Source organism: Luteolibacter yonseiensis, from assembly GCF_016595465.1.
Classification (GTDB): domain Bacteria; phylum Verrucomicrobiota; class Verrucomicrobiia; order Verrucomicrobiales; family Akkermansiaceae; genus Luteolibacter; species Luteolibacter yonseiensis.
Window position 1 is genome coordinate 133,382 of record NZ_JAENIK010000008.1, and the last position, 25,073, is coordinate 158,454.

Annotated in this window: 9 protein-coding genes; 3 read left to right on the plus strand and 6 right to left on the minus strand. The window is 63.0% G+C overall.

All coding sequences use genetic code 11. The features are described 5' to 3' along the window. The first annotated feature begins 112 nt into the window (after nucleotides 1-112). On the plus strand, nucleotides 113-6,196 hold the full coding sequence (locus tag JIN84_RS06830; RefSeq protein WP_200350284.1) for a lamin tail domain-containing protein: 6,084 nt from the start codon (nucleotides 113-115) through the stop codon (nucleotides 6,194-6,196). A gap of 114 nt (nucleotides 6,197-6,310) precedes the next feature. Here JIN84_RS06830 and JIN84_RS06835 read toward each other — a convergent pair whose 3' ends face one another. From JIN84_RS06835 to trpB, 4 genes are all read right to left on the minus strand, one after another. Continuing rightward, nucleotides 6,311-8,194, minus strand: a complete 1,884-nt coding sequence (locus tag JIN84_RS06835; protein WP_200350285.1) for a hypothetical protein — start codon at nucleotides 8,192-8,194, stop codon at nucleotides 6,311-6,313. After that, entirely contained in the window at nucleotides 8,191-10,602 is a 2,412-nt protein-coding gene (locus tag JIN84_RS06840; RefSeq protein ID WP_200350286.1) for an RNA polymerase sigma factor, read from the minus strand. The genes JIN84_RS06835 and JIN84_RS06840 overlap by 4 nt, the downstream gene beginning before the upstream one ends. A gap of 151 nt (nucleotides 10,603-10,753) precedes the next feature. Next, a complete protein-coding gene (locus JIN84_RS06845) occupies nucleotides 10,754-11,653 on the minus strand; it encodes a leishmanolysin-related zinc metalloendopeptidase (protein ID WP_200350287.1) in 900 nt (299 codons plus the stop codon). A gap of 50 nt (nucleotides 11,654-11,703) precedes the next feature. Then, nucleotides 11,704-12,918, minus strand: coding sequence for a tryptophan synthase subunit beta (gene trpB / locus JIN84_RS06850; RefSeq protein ID WP_200350288.1), 1,215 nt, complete (start codon nucleotides 12,916-12,918; stop codon nucleotides 11,704-11,706). A 371-nt stretch (nucleotides 12,919-13,289) separates the two neighbouring features. Between trpB and JIN84_RS06855 the strand changes: the two genes are divergently transcribed. After that, nucleotides 13,290-20,168, plus strand: coding sequence for a PA14 domain-containing protein (locus JIN84_RS06855; RefSeq protein ID WP_200350289.1), 6,879 nt, complete (start codon nucleotides 13,290-13,292; stop codon nucleotides 20,166-20,168). Nucleotides 20,169-20,240: 72 nt separating this feature from the next. On the opposite strand, the gene JIN84_RS06860 is transcribed toward JIN84_RS06855, so the two are convergent. Continuing rightward, nucleotides 20,241-21,953 (minus strand): GH39 family glycosyl hydrolase, encoded by a 1,713-nt coding sequence (locus JIN84_RS06860; RefSeq protein ID WP_200350290.1) that lies wholly within the window; start codon nucleotides 21,951-21,953, stop codon nucleotides 20,241-20,243. A gap of 116 nt (nucleotides 21,954-22,069) precedes the next feature. Between JIN84_RS06860 and JIN84_RS06865 the strand changes: the two genes are divergently transcribed. After that, nucleotides 22,070-22,576 carry a GNAT family N-acetyltransferase gene (locus JIN84_RS06865; RefSeq protein ID WP_200350291.1) on the plus strand — a complete coding sequence of 169 codons (507 nt, stop codon included), beginning with the start codon at nucleotides 22,070-22,072 and terminating at the stop codon, nucleotides 22,574-22,576. A gap of 17 nt (nucleotides 22,577-22,593) precedes the next feature. Here JIN84_RS06865 and JIN84_RS06870 read toward each other — a convergent pair whose 3' ends face one another. Next, a complete protein-coding gene (locus JIN84_RS06870) occupies nucleotides 22,594-25,071 on the minus strand; it encodes a CapA family protein (RefSeq protein ID WP_200350292.1) in 2,478 nt (825 codons plus the stop codon). Nucleotides 25,072-25,073 lie beyond the last annotated feature (2 nt).

Sequence of the window (25,073 nt, forward strand, 5' to 3'; positions counted from 1 at the left end):
GCATTTCCGGAAACCATATCTAACGGAAGCGTCACAAGGCGAATTGGTCACAGTAAAAACCGGGTGGAGGGGAATGCGGTGTCGAAACTCCGGCTTCCCTACCAAAACCACCATGAAACCCCGTAAAAATCTATTCCTCCCTTCCCTCATCACGCTCGGAGCGCTCTCGCTTCCCCTCCAGGCGCAGCTGTTGGTCACCGAAATCCAGTCCGATGGCCTCTGGGATTTCTGGGAACTTACCAATACCGGGACAGAAGCTGTCGACCTGGGCGGTTACAAGTGGGATGATGACAGCAAAAACCCTGCGGATAAGGATGCCGTCACCATTCCTTCCGGCACCACCATCGCCGCAGGCGAGTCGATCGTCTTCGCAGGTGCAGGCGTGGGAACGGCGGAAACTTTCCGCAACCAGTGGGGGATTTCCACCAACGTCCAGGTCATCGTGGGTGGTCCTAATTTCGGTGGTGGCGACGGCGTCGCGTTTTTCAGCCCGTCCAACACCGAACTCTTCTTCTTCAGCTACGCCGCCGGTGGCTTCACCCGCATCGACGGCAGCCCGTCCAGCGGCGGCCACGCCGGGCTCTCCGCCGGTGGTCTCGCCACCCAGGCCATGGTATGGGATTCGACCTCAGGCACCGCCTCGCCGCGTTACACCTTCGCCACCGGCTCGAACTTCGGCACCTTCGCCGCTCAGTCAAATGCCGCCGTGAAGGGCTCTCCTGGCTACAGCGGCTTCGGAGCCACCGCTCCCTCCGTCACTCTTTCCCTGAACGCCACCCTCTCCACCTTCCCTGAAAACGCCGCCAATCCGGCGTCCGTCGGCACGGTGACACGGACAGGCGACACCACCAACGCCCTGGTGGTCAACCTCACCAGCCGCGACACCACGGAGGCCACGGTGCCCGCCTCGGTGACCATTCCCGCCGGTTCCTCCTCGGTGAACTTCGACATCACCGCGGTGAACGACACGTTCCCGGATGGAACGAAAACCGCGACCATCACCGCGGCCGCTGTGGAGGCTACATCCGGCACCATCGCCCTCACGGTCACGGACGACGGCGACGTGGCGGACACCGATTTCCTGCTGACCGAGCTGCAGTCGAACCAGTCCACCGGCAGTCCGGCAAACTCGAACGACTACTGGGAGCTGACGAACACCGGCTCGGCCACCCGCGACATCAGCGGCTACAGCTGGCATGACAGCGGCCGCTCGGGCGCCTCCGCCGCCGTTTACAAACTTCCTTCCGGCACCACGATCGCACCCGGCGAATCGGTGATCTTCACCACCATGCCGGCGGCGGACTTCCGCACCTGGTGGAACATCCCGAACACCGTGCAGGTATTCCAATCCACAGGCGCACCGGGCCTTGGCAAGGGCGACGGGATCTCGTTCTTCGATGCCCAGCAGAACGAACTGTTCTTCTTCAGCTATGCGGCGGGAGGCTTCACCCGCGAGGACGGAAACCCGTCCATCAATGATCATGCCGGTATCGCCGCGGGCGGGACCGATGCGAGCCAGGCGCTCGTATGGGTGCCGGGTTCCGGCAAGGCCGCGCCACGCTACGCCGCCGCAACCGGCAGCAACCACGGCACCTTCAAGGCGGCGGTCGGCACCGATTCCGGCTCCCCCGGCAACACCCTCCCGGGAGCTCCCACCGTCAGCATCGCCAGTTCCTCCGCTGCGGAAGGGAACACCGGAGACTCCAACCTCGTCCTCAACGTCACCCGCACGGACATCTCCACCGCCTTCACCGTGAATTACGCCGTCACCGGCGGCACCGCTGAATCGGGCACGGACTACACCCTCGTTTCCGGAACCCTGACCTTCGCGGCCAACGGCCCGGCCACGCTTCCGATCAACATTCTGGTTCACGGGGACACCACCATGGAAGAGAATGAAACGGTGGTCGTCACCCTGTCGGGCGTCGTGAACACCACCGGTGCCACCGTCCTCGGCACCGCCGAAGGAACCGGCACCATCATGAATGATGAAACCGCCGCCGGAACGCTGAACCTCGCCAACTACGTCCGCACCGGCCGTTACAACCTGCCGGAGCCGACCCGCACCGCCCTGCCACCGGGCACGGCCACCCACAACCTCCTCTGCCAGGAGGCTTCCGGTGTGACATACAACTGGGATACGGACACGCTCTTCATCACCGGTGACGGCGGCCGCTCGGTCACCCAGGTTTCCAAAACCGGGACGCTCATCAACACCATGTCGCTCGATCTCAAGTCGGGCGCTCCGCAAGGCACCGAGTTCTACGATCCGGAAGGCATCACCTACATCGGCAACGGAGAGTTCGTCCTCTCGGAAGAGCGTGACCGCCAGCTCGTGAAGTTCACCTACGCCGCCGGCACCACGCTGACCCGCGCGAACGCGAAGACCGTGGACCTGGGCACCTTCGACGACAACACCGGCACCGAAGGCCTCTCATGGGATCCGCTGACCGGCGGCTTCATCGTCCTCAAGGAAAAGTCTCCGATCGGCGTTTTCCAAACCACCATCGATTTCAATGCCGGAACCGCGTCCAACGGTTCCCCCACCACGACGAACTCCACCAACCTCTTCGACACCACGCTGCTCGGCATGAGCGATGTGGCGGATGTCTTCACCTTCTCGAACCTTCCCGAAATGGCGGGAACGCCGCAGGAGGCGAACATGCTCATCCTCGGCCAGGAAAACGCCCGCATCCTCAACGTCAGCCGCAGCGGGGTCGTCAGCAGTTCGCTCAACATCACCGCGGATCCCGGTGACATCGCCAGCTCGCCCAACATGCAGCACGAGGGCATCACCATGGACCGCGCCGGGAACATCTACATCGTCAATGAAAACGGCGGTGGAGACATCAACTTCCCGCAGTTGTGGGTCTACTCCCCGACCAACGCGCAGAACACGGCCCCGACAGCGGTGGCGGTCAACAATGCCGTCACCACCATTCAGGAAAACTCCAGCACCGCCTCTCCCGTCAAGCTGGGGGACATCGGGGTGTCCGACGACGGCCTCGGCGCGAACGTGCTGAGCCTCGCCGGTGCCGACGCGGCCGCCTTCGAAATCTCCGGCAACGCCTTGTATCTCAAGGCCGGTGTCACCCTTGATTTCGAAACCAAGGCCAGCTATTCCATCACCATCAACGTCGACGACACTTCGGTGGGTTCCACTCCGGACGCTTCGGTGAACTTCACCCTGACAGTGACCGACCAGGTGACGGAAACTCCGGTCACCGCCGCACTTGCCATCACGGAGGTTTCGGCATGGGCCAGCGGCAACAGCCCCGTGGGGAGCGACTGGTTCGAGCTGACCAACATCAGCGGCAATACCGTGGATATCACCGGCTGGAAAGTGGACGACAGCTCCAACTCCGCCGGATCCGGCGGTGTCTTGAGCGGGGTGACCACCATCGCTCCGAACGAGTCGGTGATTTTCCTGCTGGAAGTGGGCGCGGGTGAATTCGCAGCAAAGTCGGAGTCCTTCATCGAAACCTGGTTCGATGGAACCGCGCCGGCCGGTTTCAAGATCGGCTATGCGAATGCAAGTGGTCTTGGACTGAGCACGGGTGGTGATGCGGTGAACGTCTTCAACGCCAGCGGCGTCCGTCAGGCCGGTGTCACCTTCGGCGCTTCCGACAGCACCTCGCCATACCAGAGCTTCGACAATACGGTGGCGATCAACAACGGTGCCATCTCGCTGCTCAACCAGGTCGGTGTCCACGGTGCCGTCCTTGCTCCGAACTCCGCTGAGATCGGGTCACCGGGCTACTCGGCGCCGGGCGTCCTGCGCATCACCGAAGTCGCCCCATGGAGCAGCGGAAACAGCCCGATCAGGGCGGACTGGTTCGAGGTAACCAACGTGGGAGCCCGCGCGGTCAACATGACCGGCTGGAAGGTCGATGATGTTTCGGAGTCCATTGCGGGAGCCGCGCCGCTTGTCGGCGTCCCGTCCATCGCTCCCGGCGAATCGGCCATCTATATTGAGACCGCCAACTTGGAAACCGCCCGCACCGCCTTCCTGAGCAACTGGTTCGGCGCGAATCCGCCAGCCGGCCTTCAGGTCGGCAACTACAGCGGCGACGGTCTCGGACTCGGCACCGGCGGCGACGCGGTGAACCTCTTCGACAGCAACGGCACGCGTCGCGCGAAGGTCACCTTCGGAATCGCCCCGTCCGCCGCACCGTTCGGCACGTTCGACAACACCGCCGCGGCCGATGCCGGAGCGGTTGCGCACAGAAGCGTTCCCGGGATCAACGGAGCCTTCATCGCCGCGAGCAGCGCGGCTGAGGTCGGTTCTCCAGGATCCGCGGCAGCCGGTGGCAACCAAGGGTTTTCCTCATGGCTCGCCGCCAAAGGCTTGTCTTCGTTCGGATTCGGCGCGGATACCGATGGTGACGGCGTCTCCGACGGTGCGGAGTTCTTCTTCAACGAAAACCCCAACAGCGGAACGCCTTCAGGAAATCTGCCAAGCCTCGTTTCCTCAAACGGTGCCTTGCAGCTCGACTTCACCCACCTCACCAACACCGGCGCGGTGAATGGCGAGCTGATGGTTTCGGGCGATCTGAAAACCTGGACGCCCGCTCTCACGGGCCTCGATTACACGGTGGCCTCGTCCATCGCCACCGGCGACGAAACAGCCGTCACCTACGCATTGCCCGGCACCGGCCCTTCCGCTCCCGGCACTGCGGGTGTCCACCTCTCGCCAAACACTTCCGATCCGGTCGGAGCGTCGCTCGGTGGAGTCCGCATCGTGAACGAGGGTCTCGTCGGTGTCGGCCGCCTCACCGGAAACAGCGAGGACAAGTTCGGTGAGACGCAGGGCGCCTCCTCCGGCGTCGTCATCAGCGACTGGGCATGGAACGGCAGCCAGTTCAGCGGGAAACTCAATGTCCTGCCGGACCGTGGCTATGGCGACGGAATTTCGAACTACGCTGCCCGCCTGCATGAGGTCGGTTTCACCTTCACCCCCTACTACGGTGCCGGTCCGGTTTCGCAGAACCAGGTTTCCATGACCTATCTGGACTCCACCAGGTTCACTTATCTGGACGGAGGGGTGGAGAAATTCACCAGCGGCCTGAATCCTACAGGAAACTCCACGCTGTTCGGCGGTCAAACCGTCGGCACCGTCACCGCCGCGAATGGTGAGGGAGGCCCTCTGCTGAACTTGCTCAGTTTCGATGCTGAAGCCATCTATCTCTTCGGTGATGGTTCCGGTTTTGTCTCGGATGAGTACGGCACCTACATCGCCCGGTTCAACGCCGCGAAGCAGATCGTCGGGATCACGCAACTTCCGGAAGCCGCCCGCCCTTACCGCCCCGCGAACACGCCGAACTTTGACTCCGTCAACCCGCCGACCACGGGACGCCGGAACAACCAAGGCCTCGAAGGCATGTCCGTCACTCCGGACGGCACCCGCCTCTTCGCCCTGCTCCAGAGCGCGACCGTTCAGGACACGGACGGTACCAAGCAGCAGACACGGAACAACGCCCGCCTGTTCGTCTACGACATCGCCGGAGAGAAACGGGAAGCCCCGGTCCTCATCGGCGAATATGTGGTGAAACTGCCGCAGATCGACCTGGACCCGAATGCCGCTCCCTCCGCGCTGAACGGCACCGCCGCCCAGTCCGAAATCGTCGCCCTCGGCAACAGCTCGTTCCTGATGCTGCCGCGCGACGGCAATGGTTTGGGCAAGCTGAACTCCACGGCGATCACGTTCAAATCGGTCCAGCTTGTTGATTTCGCCTCCGCGAGCAACATCCTCGGCCAATACGACGGCCCCACCGATCAGATCACCATCACCCCTGGAGTGCTTCGCCCTGAGATCAAGGCCGCCGCCACTGCGGAAGTCATCAACATGCTCCAACAGGACGATCTCGGCAAGTTCGGCCTGAATACGACGATCCCCGCGAACGCCAACACGCTCAACGAGAAAATCGAAGGCATGGCCCTTGTGCCTGACTTGTCCACGGAGCAGCAGAACGACTTCTTCCTCTTCGTCGGAAATGACAACGACTTCCAATCGCCAAATGTGAGGATGCTCGACGCATCCGGCAAGTTCATGACCGGTCCCAACAACACTCCCATCGACGGTCGCGCCAGCAAGGACATCAATAACGTCGGTATCACCAACGACGCCATGTTCTACGTCTGGCGTCTCACCATCGACGCCGGTGGAAGCAAGTTCTTCCGCTTCGAAGTGAAATAAGGCTGCCTGCTCCGAATCACCAACGGCCTCTCCGGATGACGGGGAGGCCGTTTTTTTGTGATGAAACGCTCTTTCCCCAACGCGCCACCGGGGAGATGCGGCACCTGTCACCCGTCACTCGCCGGCGGTCCTGCGGGCGGATTCCAGCACCTGCGACTGGGTGGCGAGAACATGGCGGAGCCTGTCGAGATTGCCTCCGGGCATTTTATCGAGCCAGCCCTTCCAATCGCCACCTGTGACGAGGAGGCGGGTGAGGCTGGTTTCCCAGATCGTCTCCGACCTGCCGTTGTTGATGGAGTTTCGTGTCAGAAAGTCCAATGCCGCCGCCGGATCGGTGGATGCTTCGATTGTCGCGAGCGCCAGTCCGCCCGACTGGCGGAGCCCGGGATCAGGCAGGCGGGCCACCCACGAGCGGGCGGCGGCGGGATCGTATTCGCCCAACAGACCGATGATTTTCCTGACATCACCGTCGGAGAGGGGCCCCTGGAGCAAGCCATCCGCCGCGGCGACAGGATCGATATGAAACGGGGTTTCCTGAAATGCCGGTGTGTCGCCTGGAGACACGGGGTAGTCGAGGAACGGGGCAAGCTCCGGCCAATAGCGGGCGATGTCCTTGTTGTTTCCTCGCCAGAGATTCGTCGTGTCCAGAGCCGAGGCGGGCAGGGCCTTGGCAAGCGCGGCGGCTTTTTCCGGAAAAACTCGCGCGGCGCGTGCGGCGAGTTCCGTGGCCGTTTCCTTCTTCCAGCCCAGCGACGCCAACGCTTTTTCAGGATCACCCTGTTCGTCGCGCAATGCCGTGAGCCACCGCTCGCATGAGACTTCGGGTTCGTTGAGAATCTGATTTTGCCGGATCTGCGGATCAGCCGACAGGTCGATACCCAGCTCATCCGCCAGGGAAAGCGCGCTTGCGGGATATTGCCGATAAATGCCTCTCAACTGGGAGGGCTTCACCGCCACACCGGCGGCGGCAAGCCCGCGGATGATCCGTCCGGCGGATCCGACATTTCCCCCAATGCAGAAATACAGATAGACCGCAAGCTGGCCCGCATCTCCCGACGATTCCAGCAACCAGGTTGTCACCCGATCGGGATCCGCCTCAGCCCATGGCCCCAGCGCGGCATACAGACCGGATTCTTTCTCCATGGCCTTGCGGAGGGTCGCGTTCGCGTCCATCAGGCCTGCGGTTTCCCCGGGGTGGGTGCGGAACGACGCCCTCAGAATGTTTCCATTCGCCTGATCGGAATCCAGCAGGTAGCGGATCGCGGCGGGGCCGTCCTGGAATGCCCAGACAGTCGCCACCTGATGCTTCATCGCCTCCCGGACATTCGGAGGCAGATCCTTGAGGGCTGCTGCCGCGGCGGTGGGATCCCTCCTCGCCCAAGCACCGAAGATGGAACCCAAGGGCGTGGAATAAGTCCGTTCACGACGGTGCGTTTCTTCCGGCGGTGCCGTGCCGCTTTCCGGCATGCCTTGAAAGCGGCGCAGGGTTTCCGCCGGATCTTTTCCCGCGAGGATGCGCAGCGCCGCGCTGGCGAAGTCGCTCCTGTTGTTTCCTTCAATGCTCCGCCAGGCGGCCTCCGGGTCGCGTTCCGCCAGGGCGGAGAAAGCACCCGGTGTCAGAATGACAGGATGCCCGCCACGGACGGCGAGCGCCTCACAGGCGAGTGATTGCAGCAGCTCCCGGACAACCGCGTGATGGGGGAAAGCACCCGGAGGCGGGAGCCGTGAAATTTTCTGGAGATCGTCCGCGTCGGCCTGGACCGCGAATTCCTCCCAAAGCCGCGCCCATTCGGACGTGGGCCGCGCGAGGAAATCTTCCGCAAGCTTTTCGGCGGATATCTTGCGGAACCCACCGGGCGTCCGTCTGGCGGATGAGCCGTGGTGGTCCGGGGATTCTCCGGTGGCAGACGGTCCGCCGTGTTTGCCCACCCAGGAGGAGACGGCCCATGCGGCGGAGAAGCAAAAGACCGGAATAAGGAAGGATCGGAGGCGTTTCATGGCTTGAGCTGTTGAAGGGCTTCACGGAACTGATCCGAGTCATTGGACGGATTCGCACCCAGATAGTGCTCCATCCCGTGGAGGATCGCGGATTGATCTTCGGGAGCGAGGGATTGGAGCCATTTCAATCCCGACTCCGGATCCTTCCGCCACACCGACCGTGCGATCGCCGGCAAAATCTCGTTCTGACGGGCGGTGGGAGAGGCCTCGGCGGCAATCTCCATCGCCCTCTCGTAACCGCCCTTGCCGACCGTTGCCATCGCACAGTGCCGGAGGCTACGGTCCGCTTCCGCTTGGGGGATTTTCCGGATCAATTCCCGGACGGTGCCGTTGGCCAGACTATCCTCGAAAATCGGACCGAGGGCGAATCGGGCGATCCCGCTGACCGAGGGATTTTCGTTCGCCAGGAGACCGGCGATGATCTCCGGCTGGATTTTCGTCGTGCCAAGTTCTTCGTGACCGAGGCCCATTCCCGCTTCTCCCGCCCAGGTGATGGCTGCGGCCGGGTCTTTCTGAAGCCATCCGCAGACGATTTTTTTCGCATACTCCTGCGGTCCTCCATACCTGGAGACACGGGTACAGATCGCGGAAAGATAACCCAGGGCCCGTTTCGGATTCTCTTTCCCCGCCTGGATCAAAACACAATCCAGGGGATCCGAGCCAGTCCAGTAGCCGCTCTTCAACCTTCCTGGAAGCGAACTGACGAGATCCAGCAACCTCCACGGATCGCCACCTGAGAGGCCGTTTGCGACGACCTGGTAGATGGCATCCCGCTCCGCTCCCGGAGAAGCCTCGCGCAGGCTCCGGACGGCCGCCGCCTCGTCGCCCGCCATAAGTTCCCGGGTCTCACGTGCGAGGGCTTTCGCACGCAACGGCCCCGCGGGCAGATCGGCGGATGCGACGTCGAAATGTTCCGAGAGCCTGGCAAGCACGCTGATTTTCAGCCCGGGCCAGGGCAGGAGTTTTGCTTGGGCGATGGCGGCTTCCGGGTTCATCTCCGCCAGGCGGTGAAAGGCGAACCCTATTTCTCCGGCCTCCGGCTCCATCGGCTCCTCACGATGGGTGGGGGAAAAAAGCCGGTCGACCGTTTGTTGGTAACCCTGCAATTCCATCTCCGGGTCCGGCCGGACAATCCGCTCCTCCGTCACAGTCCAGGCGATGGCCGTATCCGCCGCCGCAAGCGCATCGGCGATCCGGTTGTTCTGCGTCACCATGTTTCTCGCCAGCAACTGCCGTGTATCCGCCGACAAGCTTCGGAAAGCCACCTCAGCCGCCGCCCCGTCCATCGTCATCCATCGCTCAAGCATCCGGGTGGCGAGCCGGTCCGAACGGGAAACCCCGTACTCGAACGCGTTCACAGGATCCATTTCCACCCAGCGCAGCGCGGCCAGCCCGTGCGCGGTGCCGAAGGTGCCCGATCCTTCGGACAGATCGCGGAGGTCATCTTCCGCCATGATCGCCCGGAGATCCGCAACGGTGGCGTGGGGGAGAAATTCGATCAGGGGGGCGAGCTGGCCCGCCTGGATGGATTCCAGCACATCCACCAGCGAGCGGGAGATTCCTGCTGGATGAGGTCCGAACGCGGGTCCGTCGGAGTCCGCCGCCGTTTTCCGCACGGCCTCCCTGGATCTGGCGGCGAAAGATCTCACTTCGGCGGGCGGCGGCGGAGGTGGTTCATACCTTGGCCAGCCCGCGACAGCACCTGCCAGGGCGAGGGTCGCGCAGGCGGCGAACTGAATCCCGGAAATGGCACCGGTGGCACCGCCGGTGGTGGAGTGATATTTCAACGCTGCCGCGGCGACACGTTCCGCAGCGGGCATCGCCTGGCTTTTTCCATTCGTCGCGGCGAAGGCGGCGAACACGATGCCGGCCGTCCTCGTTCCACCGAGTCCCTGTCCGAGGCGGGCGAGCGCCCTCTCCACACGCTTCTGGCAGGCGGCCTCGGATTTCCCGACCGCCGCCGCCATCCGCCGGTAGTCCTCTCCGCCGCAACAGTGGCGGAGGACAAGTTCGCGGTCGAGTTCGGGGAGCTTCCCAAGAGCCTCATCCAACCGGTCATAGATTTCCGGACGATCCATCGATGGCGGGTCGGACCGGGGGGTGATGGGCAGGCGGGAAAGCCGGGTTTCCTTGCGGGCAAGGGTGCTGGCTTCAAAATAGGCGGTGCGGTGAAGCCATGCCCGCAACCGCTCGGGGTGGTGGCAGACCGAGGCCACCTTGGCCGCGAGCCGGGCGAAGGCGTGCTGAGCCGCTTCCTCCGCCAGCGCGGTGGTCCCCAGGCGTCGGAGCGCGACATGAAAGACCAATGGCAGATGCCGTCGGACGATTTCCGTGAAGGCGGCGTCGTTCCGCGTGTCGCGGAAGTCATTCAGCAAGGTGCTGTCGTCTGGTTCAGAGTGCTGGGACATTGGAATTTCTACCTACATACGTCCCCCGCCTGACTCTCCCAAGACAGGTTTTTTCAGAAAAGTAATGAGCCCGGCCCGGCACGATCCCGCAGCCCGGCTCCCGCACCCGCTCCATGCGAAGCGGCCTCCGGCCTCTCCGGTTCCGCGACTTTCACGCGCGGCGGCACCGCCCCGGTCTCCTCCGACCCATCATCAGAGGAACCGCTCCCAGGCAAAGCACCAAACTCGTCAGTTCCGGCACCACGATGTGGTCCACGACCCCGGCCTTGGAGTAGTCCACGATATACCCGAGGTCATCGAGCGCGCCCAAGGTCATCTCACTGATGAAAAAGGTGTTCGAGGCCCAGCCGGTCATCAGCTCGTTGGAAAGATCCATCCCCGTCAGGTTGCTGACGAAACCGGTGTTGCCGACTCCGCTGTTGTTTTCGTTCCAATGGCCGTTGGCGGTTCCGGGGCCGCCACCCAGCTCGACCGGCACATAGGTGGCGGATGGCTGGTTGAACTCGCTCTGCCACCGGGCCAGGGCGTTCGGCCCGGTGTATTGGCCGCTGCCGTCGGCGTAGAGTTCGTAAGACGTGCCGTTGACGTTGTTGTTGAAGGTCCACAACGTGCCGATTCCGAGGACATGCGCCATTTCATGCAGGACGACGCCGTAGAAGGTGCTGTCCGCCACCATGCCGGCGACATCGGCGGAATCGAACGACATCGATCCGGTCGCCGCGTAATAGAGAGCGACGGTGGGATTCGGTGAAAAAGGATCGTTGTCGTAGTACGCGAGATTTTCCGGTCCAGCGCTGCCGAGCACTCCGCCCGAGCCGTCGATGAAGGGAATGGAAACGGAGACCGTCAGCGAATGCGGGGTTGGGCTCCCGTTCGCGTCGCTGACGAGGTCGTATCCGAGGATGACGGAGTTCCAGAAATCCGCGGCATCGACGAAGGTCTGCTGTTGGATCGGAGTCATCGGCCCGGAAAACTCCAGGCTGATGAGGGAGGCGGCATGGGCCACGTGAGCCGAGAGCACGGCGATCACCGCGGGAACGATCGATTTCATCTGGGCCGAATATCTGGTGAATCGACCCGCCTCGTCAATCCACCAGTTTGTTAGGCCGGAGGAAGCAGGAATTTCGATGCCTGTTCGACATCCTTGTCCCCGCGGCCCGAGAGGTTCGCGATGAGGATCGAGGACTTCGGCAGGCTCCCGGCGATCTTCGAGACGTAAGCCATGGCATGCGAGCTTTCCAACGCGGGCAGGATCCCCTCGCAATAGGCAAGCTCCTTGAAAGCGGCGAGCGCCTCGTTGTCGGTGGCGTAGGTGTATTCCACACGGCCGATGTCCTGGAGATACGCGTGTTCCGGTCCGACGGCGGCATAGTCCAGTCCGGCGGAAATGGAGTGCGTGAGCTCGATCTGGCCGTCCGCATTCGCGAGCAACCAGGTTTTCGTCCCTTGCAGCACGCCGAGTTTTCCACCTTGGAAACGGGCGGCGTGGCGCTCGGGGAAGATACCGTCGCCACCGGCCTCCACGCCCACCATGCGGACGTCCCCGTCATTCAGGAACGGATGGAACAGGCCGATCGCGTTGGATCCGCCGCCGACACAGGCGACCAGCAGGTCCGGCAGGCGGCCTTCCTTTTCCAAAATCTGGCGGCGCGCCTCGATGCCGATGACACGGTGGAAATCCCGCACGATCATCGGGAACGGATGTGATCCAAGCGCGGAACCGAGGATGTAGTGGGTGTGGTCCACCGTGGCGACCCAGTCGCGCATGGCTTCGTTCACCGCTTCCTTCAAGGTCGCCTGGCCGGCCGTGACGGCACGGACCTCCGCACCCATCAGGCGCATGCGGGCGACGTTCAGCGCCTGGCGCTCCATATCCACCGCACCCATGTAGACGACGCATTCCATGCCGAAGCGCGCGCAGACGGTGGCCGTGGCGACGCCGTGCTGGCCCGCGCCGGTTTCCGCGATGATGCGTTTTTTCCCGAGCCTCTTGGCCAGCAGGATCTGGCCGATGGCATTGTTGATCTTGTGCGCCCCCGTGTGGAGAAGGTCCTCGCGCTTGAGATAGATTTTCGCGCCACCGAGTTTCTCCGTCCAACGTTCCGCGAAATAGAGAGGTGTCGGACGCCCCACATAGTTGTGAAGCAGGTCGTCGAGTTCCGCCTGGAACGCTGGGTCCGCCTTCGCGGAGTCGTAGGCGGTGGACAGCTCCTGCAGCGGAGCCATCAGGGTTTCCGGGACAAACATCCCGCCGAACTGGCCGAAGTGGCCGGTGGAATCAGGGAGCGCGGAAATGGGTGGGGTTGCGGTGGCCATGGACGGACGCAGTCTCCTGCGGGATGGCCCGGGGTTCAAGGGAGATTTGTTCCGTCTGGTTCCGACGGCGGGGGCGCTGCATTTAAGAAGAACGAAAACACATCACAACATATTGGAAACAAGAATTTTAAATAAAAAATCGATTCAACATCCAGTCATCACCATCCATCTTCGGCTGGAGAAAACGACCCCGTGTCCGTTCCCATTCCTATGGCGGGAAAGCCAACCGCCGGTTCCATCTCTCATCGGCTGGCGCATTCCGGTGACTTTTTGGCACGAACGGGGAAGCTGATTTCGTCGGCGGAGCGGTTCGTTTGTGGTATGCTGCACCCTCGTGCGCTCACCCGGCGTTCCGACCCGTTCTCCAACCCATGAAAAAATCCCCCGCCCTTTTGGCAGCAGCACTCTCGTGCGCAGGTGTGACCGCGCTCTGGCTTTTGCCGCAAGGCTCAGAGCCAATCCGGCCCTCCGTCGCAAAGGCAGTCGCCCCCGGCCATGAAATACCGGAAGAACAGGTCCCGGCCGTCACGCCTCCCCATCCTGCCCCAGCGGGAGCCCATGCCGTTTTTGATGACATCGGAAACCTGACGGAAGGCGGCACCGTTTCCCTTCCCCTGCCCGATGGCGGGCACATCGAAGGCAGGTTGAACTACGTGAAAACCCACCCGAACGCCGCGACAGCGGCCGGTGGCACGCTGGCGGACGGCAGCGGGATTTTCGAAATCGCGCGGGAGCCGGGATATTATCGGGGATTCATCCTGCCCAGGACCGGGAAGATCGCTTACGTCTATTCCGGCCAGGTCGGAGCGGGGCTGGAGGTCGCGAGCCGCCCGCGCGGCGAGGTCATCTGCGAACCGGACCCCAATTTCAAACCACTCGCCCAGTCCGGTCCCCGGGACCCGCAGAAGGCGGCGATCTACAACGAAGGCCGCTCGGTGGGCATCCTTTACGAAGCCATCCCCATCCTCCACAACCTGCCCCGCGCGACGGCGACGATCTATCTGGACTTCGACGGAGAGGTCATCGAGGGCCAGAGTTGGGAAGGCGGAAGACGCATCATCGCTTCCGCCTACAACATGTCCGCCTCTTCCGTCACCGACATGTGGCGGCGGGTGGCGGAGGATTTCTCTCCCTACGAGGTGAATGTCACCACGGATCTCCAGGCCTATCTCCGCGCGCCGCAAGGGAGACGCATGCGCTGCATCATCACCCCGGACAACTTCGCCCCGGGTTCCGGAGGCATCGCGTTCGGCGGGACGTTCCTGCAGTCCGGAGACACCTGTTGCTGGGTGTTCATGGATGGAAAGGCCGGATCGGACGCCATTTCCCACGAGGTCGGGCATACGCTCGGCCTCCATCATGACGGCCTCGTGAAACGCGGGGACATCCCGGCACAAGGTTACTTCGGCGGCCATGGCAGCGGGACGGCGAGCTGGGGTCCCATCATGGGCGCTCCCTATGGCGCCAATGTCGCACAGTGGAGCAAGGGGGAATATCCCTTCGCCGACCAAGGCCAGGACGATCTCGCGGTCATGGGCTCCAATGTCCCGCTCATCCCGGACGATCACGGCCCCACCACCGCGCAGGCGACCGCGCTCAGACTCGGAACCTCGGGGGCCGTGTCGAACAGCGGCGTCATCGACAGCCCGGAGGATGTGGACGCATTCACCTTCACCACCAGCGGAGGCGCGCTGACCCTCCAGTTCAACCCGGCGGTGAACAGCCCGAACCTCGACATCTCCGCGAAGCTCTACAACTCCGCCGGCACGCTCGTCGCCACCGCCGGTCCGGCAAACCAACTCAGCGCGACGCTTTCCCAATCCATCCCGGCGGGCAGCTACACCGTCACCGTGGACGGAGTGGGGAACGCGACATGGACCACGAATGGTTACGGCGACTACGGTTCGCTCGGAGCCTATACCATCACCGGTACCGTTCCCACGGCGGGATGGGCGTTCACCATTCCCCGGAACGCCCTGGCAGGCGCGGTCCTCGGCACCGTCGCACCCGGCACCGGCTCCGCGTTCTCGATCACCTCGGGAAACACCGGCAACGCGTTCGCCATCCACCCCACCACCGGCGTCGTCACCGTCGCAACCGCGGGCGGGCTCTCCAACAACAGCTTTTCCCTCACCGTCGCCTACACCGCGGGCGGCTCGCCCACGAGCACCGTCGTCCCGGTGAACGTCATCGCGCTGCGTGGTCTCAAGCAGCAGATCTGGACCAGCCTCGGAGGAAACGGCATCGGCCCGATGACCTCGCTCGGCACCTATCCCAACAGCCCGAACCAGACGCGCTACTCCCCGGCGTTCCAAACCACGCTCGACCTCGACAACTACGGCCAGAAACTCAGCGGCTACCTGCTGCCGACCGAGACGGGGAACCACACCTTCTGGATCAGCTCCGACGACTACAGCGAGGTCTGGCTTTCCACCGACGAAAACACCGCGAACAAGGTCAGGATCATCAACCTTCCCGCCGTCACCGCTCCGGGAAATTTCACGGCCAACGCGGCCCAGCAGTCCGTCGCGATCCCGCTGGTCGCCGGGCAGCGCTATTATATGGAAGTCCTCCACCGCGAGCAGACGGGAGCCGATCACCTCGCCGTAGCCTGGCAGACGCCGACACAGGCACGCCACCTCATCCCGAATGCCAATCTGGAATACCCCGGCACATGGGTGAACCGCGCGCCATGGATCGCGAGCAGCACTTACCGCATTCGTGAGGACGCCACCGTAGGGACAACTGTCAGCCTGCTGACAGCGGGCGACCACGAACCCGGCTCGGTGCTCGCGAATTACACCATCACCGGAGGAAACACCGGAAACGTCTTCGCCTTGAACGCCACCACCGGCGTGCTGTCCGTGAACGGCCCGCTCAGCTTCGCCACCCTGCCGAGATATTTCCTCACCGTCCAGGCCACCGACAGCGGCGGACTCACCACCTCGTCACAGATCGCCGTGGAGGTGGAGGCCCTCGCGGTGAAACGCCAGCTATGGACCGGCATCGGCGGCACCGCCCTCTCCAACCTGAGGTCGCAGCCGACCTTCCCGAACAGCCCGAACTCCACGACGTATCAGCCGTTTTTCGAAACCCCGACCGACGTCGCGGACAACTTCGGGCAGAGGCTCAGCGGCTACCTCCGCGCGCCCGACACCGGTGGCTACACCTTTTGGATCGCCTCCGATGACGAAGGAGAGCTCTGGCTGTCCACGGATTCCAATCCCCTGAACAAGGTCAGGATCGCCTACACCGTGAATGCGACGGGATCCCGCCAATGGAACACCTTCACCACACAGAAATCCGCGACCATCAATCTCGTGGCGGGGAGGTCCTACCACATCGAGGCGCTCAACAAGGAGGGCGGCGGTGGCGACAATCTCGCCGTCGCATGGTCCGGCCCCGGCTTCGGCCAGAGAATACTGGGCGCGCCGAATGTCACCCAGCAGTTCTACAACCACGGCGCTCCCGTGCTGAACAACAGGACCGTGACCGTCTTCAACCGCGAAAATTTGGTGGCCACACTCGAGGCGAAGGACTGGGCGGACCCCGGCACTCAGGTGACCTACACCATCACCGGAGGAAATGCCGACGGAGTGTTCACCATCGATCCGCTCACCGGTGTCATCCGCGGCACCACCGGGGATTGGCTCCCCGTCGGCAACCGTGTGCTCACCGTCACCGCGACGGACAACGGAACCCCCGCCCTGTCGGACACGGCACAGATCACCGTGCAGGTGCAGAAGGCGGGACTGAAACGCGAGGTCTGGACAGACCTGGCCGGAAACAACGAAATCTCGGGACTCACCGGTTCCCTCTACTTCCCGCACAAACCAAGCCTGCGGGGATATACCCAGAATTTCCAGGCACCATCCGGCTTCGGCGACAGCTACGGCCAGCGCCTCAGCGGCTTCCTCATCCCTCCCGCCACCGGCACCTACACGTTCTGGATCGCCTCCGATGATGGCGGCGAGCTGTGGATTTCCAGCGACGCCAATCCGGCCAACAAGCGGAAGATCGGATCGGTCACGGGTTCGGTGAACCAGAACCAGTGGAACGGCCAAGCCGGCCAGCAATCCGTGGGTATCTCCCTGGAAGCGGGGCATTACTATTACATCGAGGCCATCCAGAAGGAAGGCGGAGGCGGGGACCATCTTTCCGTGGCATGGCAGGGCCCCGGCATCGCCCAGGCGGTCATCCCCGGGACCTATCTTGAATATCCCGACTCCTACCGTCCCGGCGTGAAGCGCGAGTTCTTCAACTCCGCGAGCACGACCAAATGGAGTCCCGCCACGTCCTGGACGACCGCTTCCGCGAACCTCTCCGAGACATTCACCGGAACAGGGGCGCTCAATGGCAAAATCCTGGCAACAGGGACCGGCACCTGGAGCGCATCCACCGGTTGGAACCGGAACAATGGCGTGGCCAACAAATCCGCCGCAGGCGACATCCACGCGCTGGTACCGTTCGCACCACAGGCGGGCTACGTTTACACGCTCAGCCTGGAGATCGATCCGACCAACTCACCCGGCAGCGCGGATTGGTTCGCCCTCGGCTTCAGCAGCCAGCCCTCGACCACACTCCCGTCCTCCCTGTTCCCCACCGTCGGCCAGGCGTGGGTCCTGCTGAGGGCGAACGGTTCGGACGGCGGCACGGCGCGGGCCTTTTCCTCCGCGTCGGCGAACCAGCTCTCCTTTTCTCCCGTCGTCAGCCCGCCGGGCACCTACGACATGCTGAGGATCGTGCTCGACACCCGCAATCCGAACTGGGTTTCGACCTACTCGTTCAACGGCGCATCCCTCGGCACCCACACCCATAACGGCGCGCTGGCCATCCAGTCCGCCGGCATCAGCGGCTATGGAAACGCGCTGGGCAATGTCAGGAATTTCCGCCTGACCTCAAGCGGTGGCGGCATCCCGGGCACCATTTCCAAACTCAAGACCTCGGGACTCAACGAGGAAAACTTCTCGGAGCGCCTCACCGGATTCATCATTCCTCCGGCTACGGGTGCCTACACGTTCTGGATCGCCTCCGATGACGAGGGGCAGTTGCTTCTGTCTACGGATGAAACCGCGGCGAACCTCGCCCCGATCGCTTCGGTAACCGGTTACACGGCGGAGGAGGCATGGGATGTTTCAGCATCGCAAAAATCCACCGTCCAACAACTCGTCGCGGGAAAACGTTATTATTTCCAGGCGAACCACCGGGACGGAAGTTTCGGCGACCATGTGGCGGTCGCATGGGAGGGCCCCGGCATCACGCGGCAGGTTATTCCCAACGACTGCCTGGAACACCCTGCCGCTCCGGCGGATCGCACGCTTTTCCAACGTGAGGTGTGGACCGGCATCAATGGAGACAATGTCACGGACCTGACCGCGGCCTCCACGTTCCCCTCCGTGCCCTCCTCCGTGGGAAATCTGTCGGCAGACACGGGGCTTGTGGCCCCCTCGGATGCCGGAGAGAACCTCGGCGAACGCATCACCGGCTATCTCGTCGCGCCGGAGGACGGACGTTACACGTTCTGGATCTCCTCGGATGCCTCCAGCGAGCTCTGGCTCTCCAGTGATGACAACCCGGCCAACCGGGTGCGGGTCGCATCGGTAAGCGGTTCGGTCAGCCAGGGGGCATGGGAAACACAGGCGTCCCAAAAATCCGGAGCCATCGCCCTCCTGACGGGCAAACGCTATTACATGGAAATCCTCCACAAGGAAGGTACCGGCACCGATCACGCGTCCGTCGCATGGCAGGGCCCCTCCTTCGCCCGCCGCGTCATCGCGAACACGCACCTGGAGAATCCGTGGGTCATCCCCGGCAGGGCGGGTCTCAAACGGGAGGTCTGGACCGGCCTTTCCAACACCACCACCATCTCAAGCCTGACGACGGCGATCAATTCCGCCTCGGTGAAACCCACCGCACGAGGCATTCTGACCACCTTCGAGTCTCCCTCGAATTTCGGCGACCTCTTCGGCGAACGGATCACCGGCCTGCTCGTCCCGCCTGAAACCGGGAATTACAAATTCTGGATCGCCTCGGACGCGGCGAGCGAGCTTTGGATCTCCACCGACTCCAACCCCTCGAACCGGATGAGGATCGCCTACACCACCACCGCGACCACGGCCCGGAACTGGACCCAGTTCGCCAGCCAGGAATCCGGCTCGCTCGTGCTCGTCGCCGGACAGCGCTACCACATCGAGGTCCTGCACAGGGAAGCCATGGGGGATGACCACCTGGCCGTCGCGTGGGAAGGCCCGTCATTCTCGAGGCGGATCATCGACGGACGCTTCCTTGAATACCCGGGAACCATCCCGGCGCCCGCGTATCTCAACCGGCAGATCTGGACCGGCATCGGCGGCAACAACGTCAGCGACCTGACCAACAAGGCCAACTACCCCGCCACCCCGAACCAGACGAAGACGCTCGACAGCTTCGAGACCCCGTTCAACGAGTCGGACAACTATGGACAAAAGGTCAGCGGCTATCTGGTCGCGCCGGCCACCGGGAACTACCAGTTTTGGATCGCCTCCGACGATGGCGGGGAACTCTGGCTGTCAACCAGCTCCGTCCAGACGGGCAAGGTGAAGATCGCCTTCACCACCAATGCGACGGGCGACAAGAACTGGACGAACAACACCGACCAGGCCTCGGCATCCATCGCCCTGGCCGCCGGCCAGCGTTATTATATCGAGGCCCTTCACAAGGAAGGCGGTGGCGATGACTACATGGCCGTCGCATGGGAAGGTCCGGGATTCACCCGGCAGGTCATCACCAGTGATTTCCTGGAATTCCCCGGTCTGGTCCCTGCCGCCATGCAGTCGGGCGCCATCATACCCGCCACGGGCATCGACAACAGTTATACCTTCTGGCTCAATTATATGGGCCTCGCCGGAAACGATCGCCTCGCCCATGCGGACCCGGACAAGGATGGAATTCCCAACAGCATGGAATTCATCCTCGGCGGCGCCCCCTCGGGAGCCGGAACGAACGCGGCGACCCTCCTGCCGAAGCTCACGACAGACGGGACCCACGCCATTTTCGAATACCGCATGGCGGATGTCGCGAAGACCGTCGCTCCATTTCCCCAGTACGGCACCTCGCTGGCCTCATGGACCCGCGCGACCCAGGGCGTCGACGGCGTCCAGATCACCACGGAAAACGACGCCTTCGGCCCGGGCGTGGACCGAGTCACCGTGCGCGTCCCGCTGGCGAACGGCCCCAACATCTTCATGCGCCTGAACGCGAACATGCGTTAAAAGGGACACACATTGCCTTTCGCGGAACACCGTGGCCACCGCGCAGGGTACCGTCACGGCGGCGAAAAAACTTCATCGTTTCGTCACCGTGACGCTCTGCAGATAGTAGCCGCCATACTTCGGCCCGTCCGATTCCAGCGCGAAGTTATATCCCCAGTAGTTCACGAACCGCGCGTCATCGAGCTGCCATTTCACCGTGTGCCATTTCTCATTGTCCGGCACCGTGTACCAGCCGCTGGCGGCGGTCTTCAGACCACTTGTCGATTCATAGACGAGCTTGAAGCCGGCGTTGTCGTTCGCCTCGTTCCGCCGCACGACCGCGGTGATTTCGATCGGCACCGGTGTGGCGGTGTAGGACAGGAAACCCGGGTCCACCACGAAGACATTGCCACCCGGAACATTCCCGGATCGCGCCGGGCCGCCATATGCCACCACCGCCTGTGCCACACTGTCACCGGCGAAGGTGTGCAGCCCCTTCTCCACCTGCCGTTCGCCGATCGTCACCGACACGGATTTCTCCTCACGATAATCCCCGCCCCATGGCAGGGGTTTGTTTTTGTTCGAGGCTGCTTGTTTCAGCAGGTCCTCCGGGACGCCGAGCACCAGGACAGGAGCGGAGGTGAGGGTGAGCTTGTCCGCCCGCGTTTCCTGTCCTGTCCGCGGATTCACGAAGCCGACGGGCTTGGAAAACCGGATCTCATCCCTCGTCTTGCGCGAGGTCCAGGCGACGAGCACCGGCCCGGCGGCCCCTTGGAATGCGAACGCGGGATTTTTCCCATTCATGAGAACCCACCCGAGGTACCCCGGTTTCTGGCCCAGGTGCCGGATCATCTGTGCCAGCGCGGTATAGGAGGGACGCGGTTTGCCCGAGGCATCGATGAGACCCATCGGCCCGCTGTCGCCATCCATGCCCTCGAACCAATGGATGCATGAAACACCCTGTGCGATCCCCATCGCATACGCCTTCACCAGCACGTTGGCCTGGACGTCCGCGCCCTTCTTCTCCGCATCGCAACCCAGCTCCGTGAAAAGGATGGGCACATCCTTTTTCGCGGGATTTTTCGCAGCCAGCATTTTCCTCACCACCGGCACGATGTTCATGAACACCGCCTCCGTTCCCGCATCATCAGCGATTCCGTCGAGTATCTCATAGGGATGCAGCGTGATGTAGTCGAAATGATCCTTCGCCCCCGCCTCGATCACGGCTTCCAGATATTGCACATGCGAGGATTTCGCCGCCAGGCCAACCCTGCAGGCGGGGTCCGCCGCCTTCGCCGCATCGTACGCGCTGATGACGATTTTCGCATAGTCCGCGGGCGTCTGGTCACGGCCGGTGAAATTCGGTGGTTCGTTCCAGACTTCCCACCACTTCACCCGCCCGCGCGTATGTTTCACGATTTCCGAAACGTATTCCGACCACCCGGCGAGATTGTTCACCGGCAGTGATCCGGGAGCATCCGCGGTGTTCCACCCGGGGTTTCCCAACAGCAGTCCTCCCGTGAGGATTCCCTGTTGGCTGAAGTAGTCCAACTGCTCGTCCAGTTCCTTGAAATCGAAGCGCTCCTTCTCCGGCTGCACCATGCTCCAGCCGGTGCCACCCGACCGCAGATAACGCAGGCCGATCTCCCTCATCTGGGGAATCCACGTTTTGGAATCCCCGGCATTGCGCCCGCGCACGTGACAGCTCCCGATGCCGAACGGCCCCAGCTCCAGCGGATCATCCGCAGCGGGAAGGAGTGTCGGGAAAACAACAAACGCGAATGCGATGAGGAACGGGATTTTCATGGGAGCGAGGGTTGGGAGCATCAGCCGGAGCGGAAACAACATCATACGCGGCGTCCGCATTCGAGCTTCCAAAGGAGTCCGCGGGCCGCTAGTCAACAAACAGGAAAAGCCCCGCCATGATCGACAGCATCACCATCCGCCCGTTCCATGAGGACGACGCCATCCCACCGATCACGCGGCTGCTGCACCAGGCCTACGCGCCGCTCGCGGCCATGAACCTCCGCTACACCGCGACACACCAGTGCGACGAGGTCACCCGGTCAAGGTTGCTAGGGGGACTGCCGTGGGTGGCGGAACTGGATGATGAGATCGTCGCGACGGTCACCCTCTATCCATACACGGGTGGTGGCTCCGGCTGTTCCTGGTATGACACATCCGGTGTGTTTTCCTTCGGCCAGTTCGCCGTGCGTACCGATCTGCAGGGACGGGGTCTTGGTGGAAAACTGATCACCCTGATGGAAAACGAGGCCTCCGCACTCGGAGCGTCCGAGCTGGCCCTCGATACCGCGGAGGGAGCGCACCATCTCATCCGCTGGTATGAAAAACTGGGTTTCCGGTTCATCGAACACATGGACTGGTCATCCACGAACTACCGCAGCGTGATACTTTCGAAGACCCTGTGAACGCGGCGAACCGCAGTTTATTGTTTCTCCAAACCGGTTGCAGCTCCCACCTCCAGCACCTGGATGCGGCCCGAGTCCGCACCCTTGAGATCCGCGGGGTAGACCGCGTTCCCAAGAGAGTGGAAAACCACCGCCCCGCCATGATTCTCCCCCCTTTGAACGACATGCGGGTGTGCTCCCACGATGAATGACGCTCCCCGCGCGACAAGCCAGCGCGCCCACCGCCGTTGTTCGTCATTCACCTTCACATCATATTCATCTCCTCCGTGGACCATGATGATCACCCGCTCACCGGCCGTCCGGGCTTCCTGGATCTCCCGTGCTATCCTGTCCTGGTGCGACGGCAACACCGCGATACCGGGATGATCCGCCCCCGCCGCACCGGCTGGAAAATAGCTGGCACCGAAAACCGCCAGCCTCACGCCCCGGGCGGTCACCCGCCATGGCCGGCATGCCTCCGCTTCGTTTTTCCCCACTCCGAAATAGGAAATGCCCGCCGCGTCCAAAGCCTTCATCCCCTCGACAATGCCATCCCTCCCGGCATCGGCGGCATGATTGTTCGCCAGCGAAACGGCATCCACGCCCCGCTCCTTCAGCCATGCCAGCCGTTCCGGAGGGAATCGGAAATCATAACGGGGCTTCGTGTCCGGCTCGCGCATGGAAGGAATGCCTTCGAGATTCGCCACGAAACGGTCCGCCCCTCCCTTGCCAAAACCATCGATCACCCTGCGTTCTTCTCCAGCCAAAACCACATCCCCGGCAAACGCCAGACGGCACGTCGGCAAAGCCGCCGGAACACGCAGTGAAAAAACAGGCCGGGATTCCGCCAGCCGCGACAGCGCGACGATCTCAGGAAAACCTCCGAGATGATGGACCACGGCATCACCGCCATCCAACAAACCGAACGGTTCCCGATCCTCCCAAACCGCCGCGACGTGTTTCCCGAAATCGACGACCACCCCCCTCGCGATTTCTTCAGGTGTGATTTTCACCGGATCCTGAAGAGAAACACCTTCCGCCTTGGTCGCGAGCCGGGCGCGCAAACGTCCGGGATCGCCCCACGCCAGAGGAATGCCATTCCGCCGCCAGGCGTGGACGAAAAGGTTCGCGCAATCACCGCCCCAGCCGGTCTCCACCCCGGAAAGATCGCCCGCCCTCACGCCGGCGATTCCGAAAACATAGGGCATGCCGAAGCATTCCGACACGGCGCCACGGAATCCCTCCGCCGAGCGGATCCTCAGTTCGATGCGTGGCGTCGGAATCCAGCCCTCTGTTGTTTCCATCTCCGCCTCAACGAAAAATCTCCCGCCCGTGGGACGCCGCCATGCCGCGGGATCAAGCTGCGAATCACCGCTTTCACCCAAGCTACGACGTTTCTCGTAGATCCAGCGGGCGGGCGATTGCGAAAAATCCTTTCCAAGCCCGGTCTCAGGCAGCAGGTCATACGCGTCCCTCGCGGGCTCCAACAAAAACCAACGGGTCCTGCCGGTCGAGGCGGCGGAGGCTTCCGCCCTCAACACGGGTTCCCCGCCGAGCGGAAACCTCCACACCCCGTCGCAGTCGATCTCCCCATGATCCGGAACAATCCGTGCGGAAACGGACTCATCCGCCCAAGCGGCGGCGGACCACCGGCGGTTCCGATCGGCGATCCTCAAATCGTCCGCCATCATTCCCAGCTTCATCCGGAGTCCTGCGGAGATCTTCGCAATGTCCCAGCGTGGAACCTGATGCTTCAGTTCCGCCGCCTTCGACGAATCGTCCGGCCTGTCATCAAGCGAGGCATCCAATTCCAGAAAGGCTCCACGCGTGCGGCGCACGGCATCCACCGCAAGGCTGACGAGCGCGTCCGCCTCTTCATCGCCTCCAAGCCATGGACGGGAAACGGCGAAGGCGACACCGGCCAGCCCGGGCCAATCCATCGCCCGCTCCCAGATTTCTTCAAAGCGCGACACCCGGTCCGCCGGATTCATTCCCGCGAAGAAATCCAGGTCGATGGCGAGGACGACCTTGCGCGTTCCCGGCTGCCAGTCGCGGTAGCGTTTCAGGTCACAGGTTTCCCAGCGTCTTTCAAATGAGCCGGCTGAGCGCGGTTCGACCTCCAGCCGACCGTCCAGCGACTCCGTGGCATCAAGGGTTTTCGCCGCCCGTTCCTTGGCGGAAAGTTCCGGCGCGGCAAGCCACAACACACGATCCAACGGACGTGGCATCAGCGGTTCGATCCAGTTGAACGCCTGGATGCGTCCGGTCTTCCTCCAGTCCTCCACACGGGCGGCCCGCTCCTTTTCCGATGGCACCCGGCGCAATTGCTCGCGGATCTCCTCGGACCTCTCCGCCGCGGAACCATCCGAATGGGCATCCACCAGGACCAGAACGTGTTTCTCATCCAGATCGAAGTTCCGGATGATCCAGCCGGCTGTTTCCGCGTGGTTGTCAGCGATGAAAACCGGAAGCTCTTGTCCGGCTCGGACAAAACCAGCGAGAACGGCAATCAACACCA

Bases quoted from the DNA above. Each gene is read 5' to 3' on its own strand.
- JIN84_RS06845 (WP_200350287.1), bottom strand. From the start codon at position 11,653: ATGAAATCGATCGTTCCCGCGGTGATCGCCGTGCTCTCGGCTCACGTG.
- JIN84_RS06855 (WP_200350289.1), top strand. From the start codon at position 13,290: ATGAAAAAATCCCCCGCCCTTTTGGCAGCAGCACTCTCGTGCGCAGGT.
- JIN84_RS06830 (WP_200350284.1), top strand. From the start codon at position 113: ATGAAACCCCGTAAAAATCTATTCCTCCCTTCCCTCATCACGCTCGGA.
- trpB (WP_200350288.1), bottom strand. From the start codon at position 12,918: ATGGCCACCGCAACCCCACCCATTTCCGCGCTCCCTGATTCCACCGGC.
- JIN84_RS06860 (WP_200350290.1), bottom strand. From the start codon at position 21,953: ATGAAAATCCCGTTCCTCATCGCATTCGCGTTTGTTGTTTTCCCGACA.
- JIN84_RS06865 (WP_200350291.1), top strand. From the start codon at position 22,070: ATGATCGACAGCATCACCATCCGCCCGTTCCATGAGGACGACGCCATC.
- JIN84_RS06840 (WP_200350286.1), bottom strand. From the start codon at position 10,602: ATGTCCCAGCACTCTGAACCAGACGACAGCACCTTGCTGAATGACTTC.
- JIN84_RS06835 (WP_200350285.1), bottom strand. From the start codon at position 8,194: ATGAAACGCCTCCGATCCTTCCTTATTCCGGTCTTTTGCTTCTCCGCC.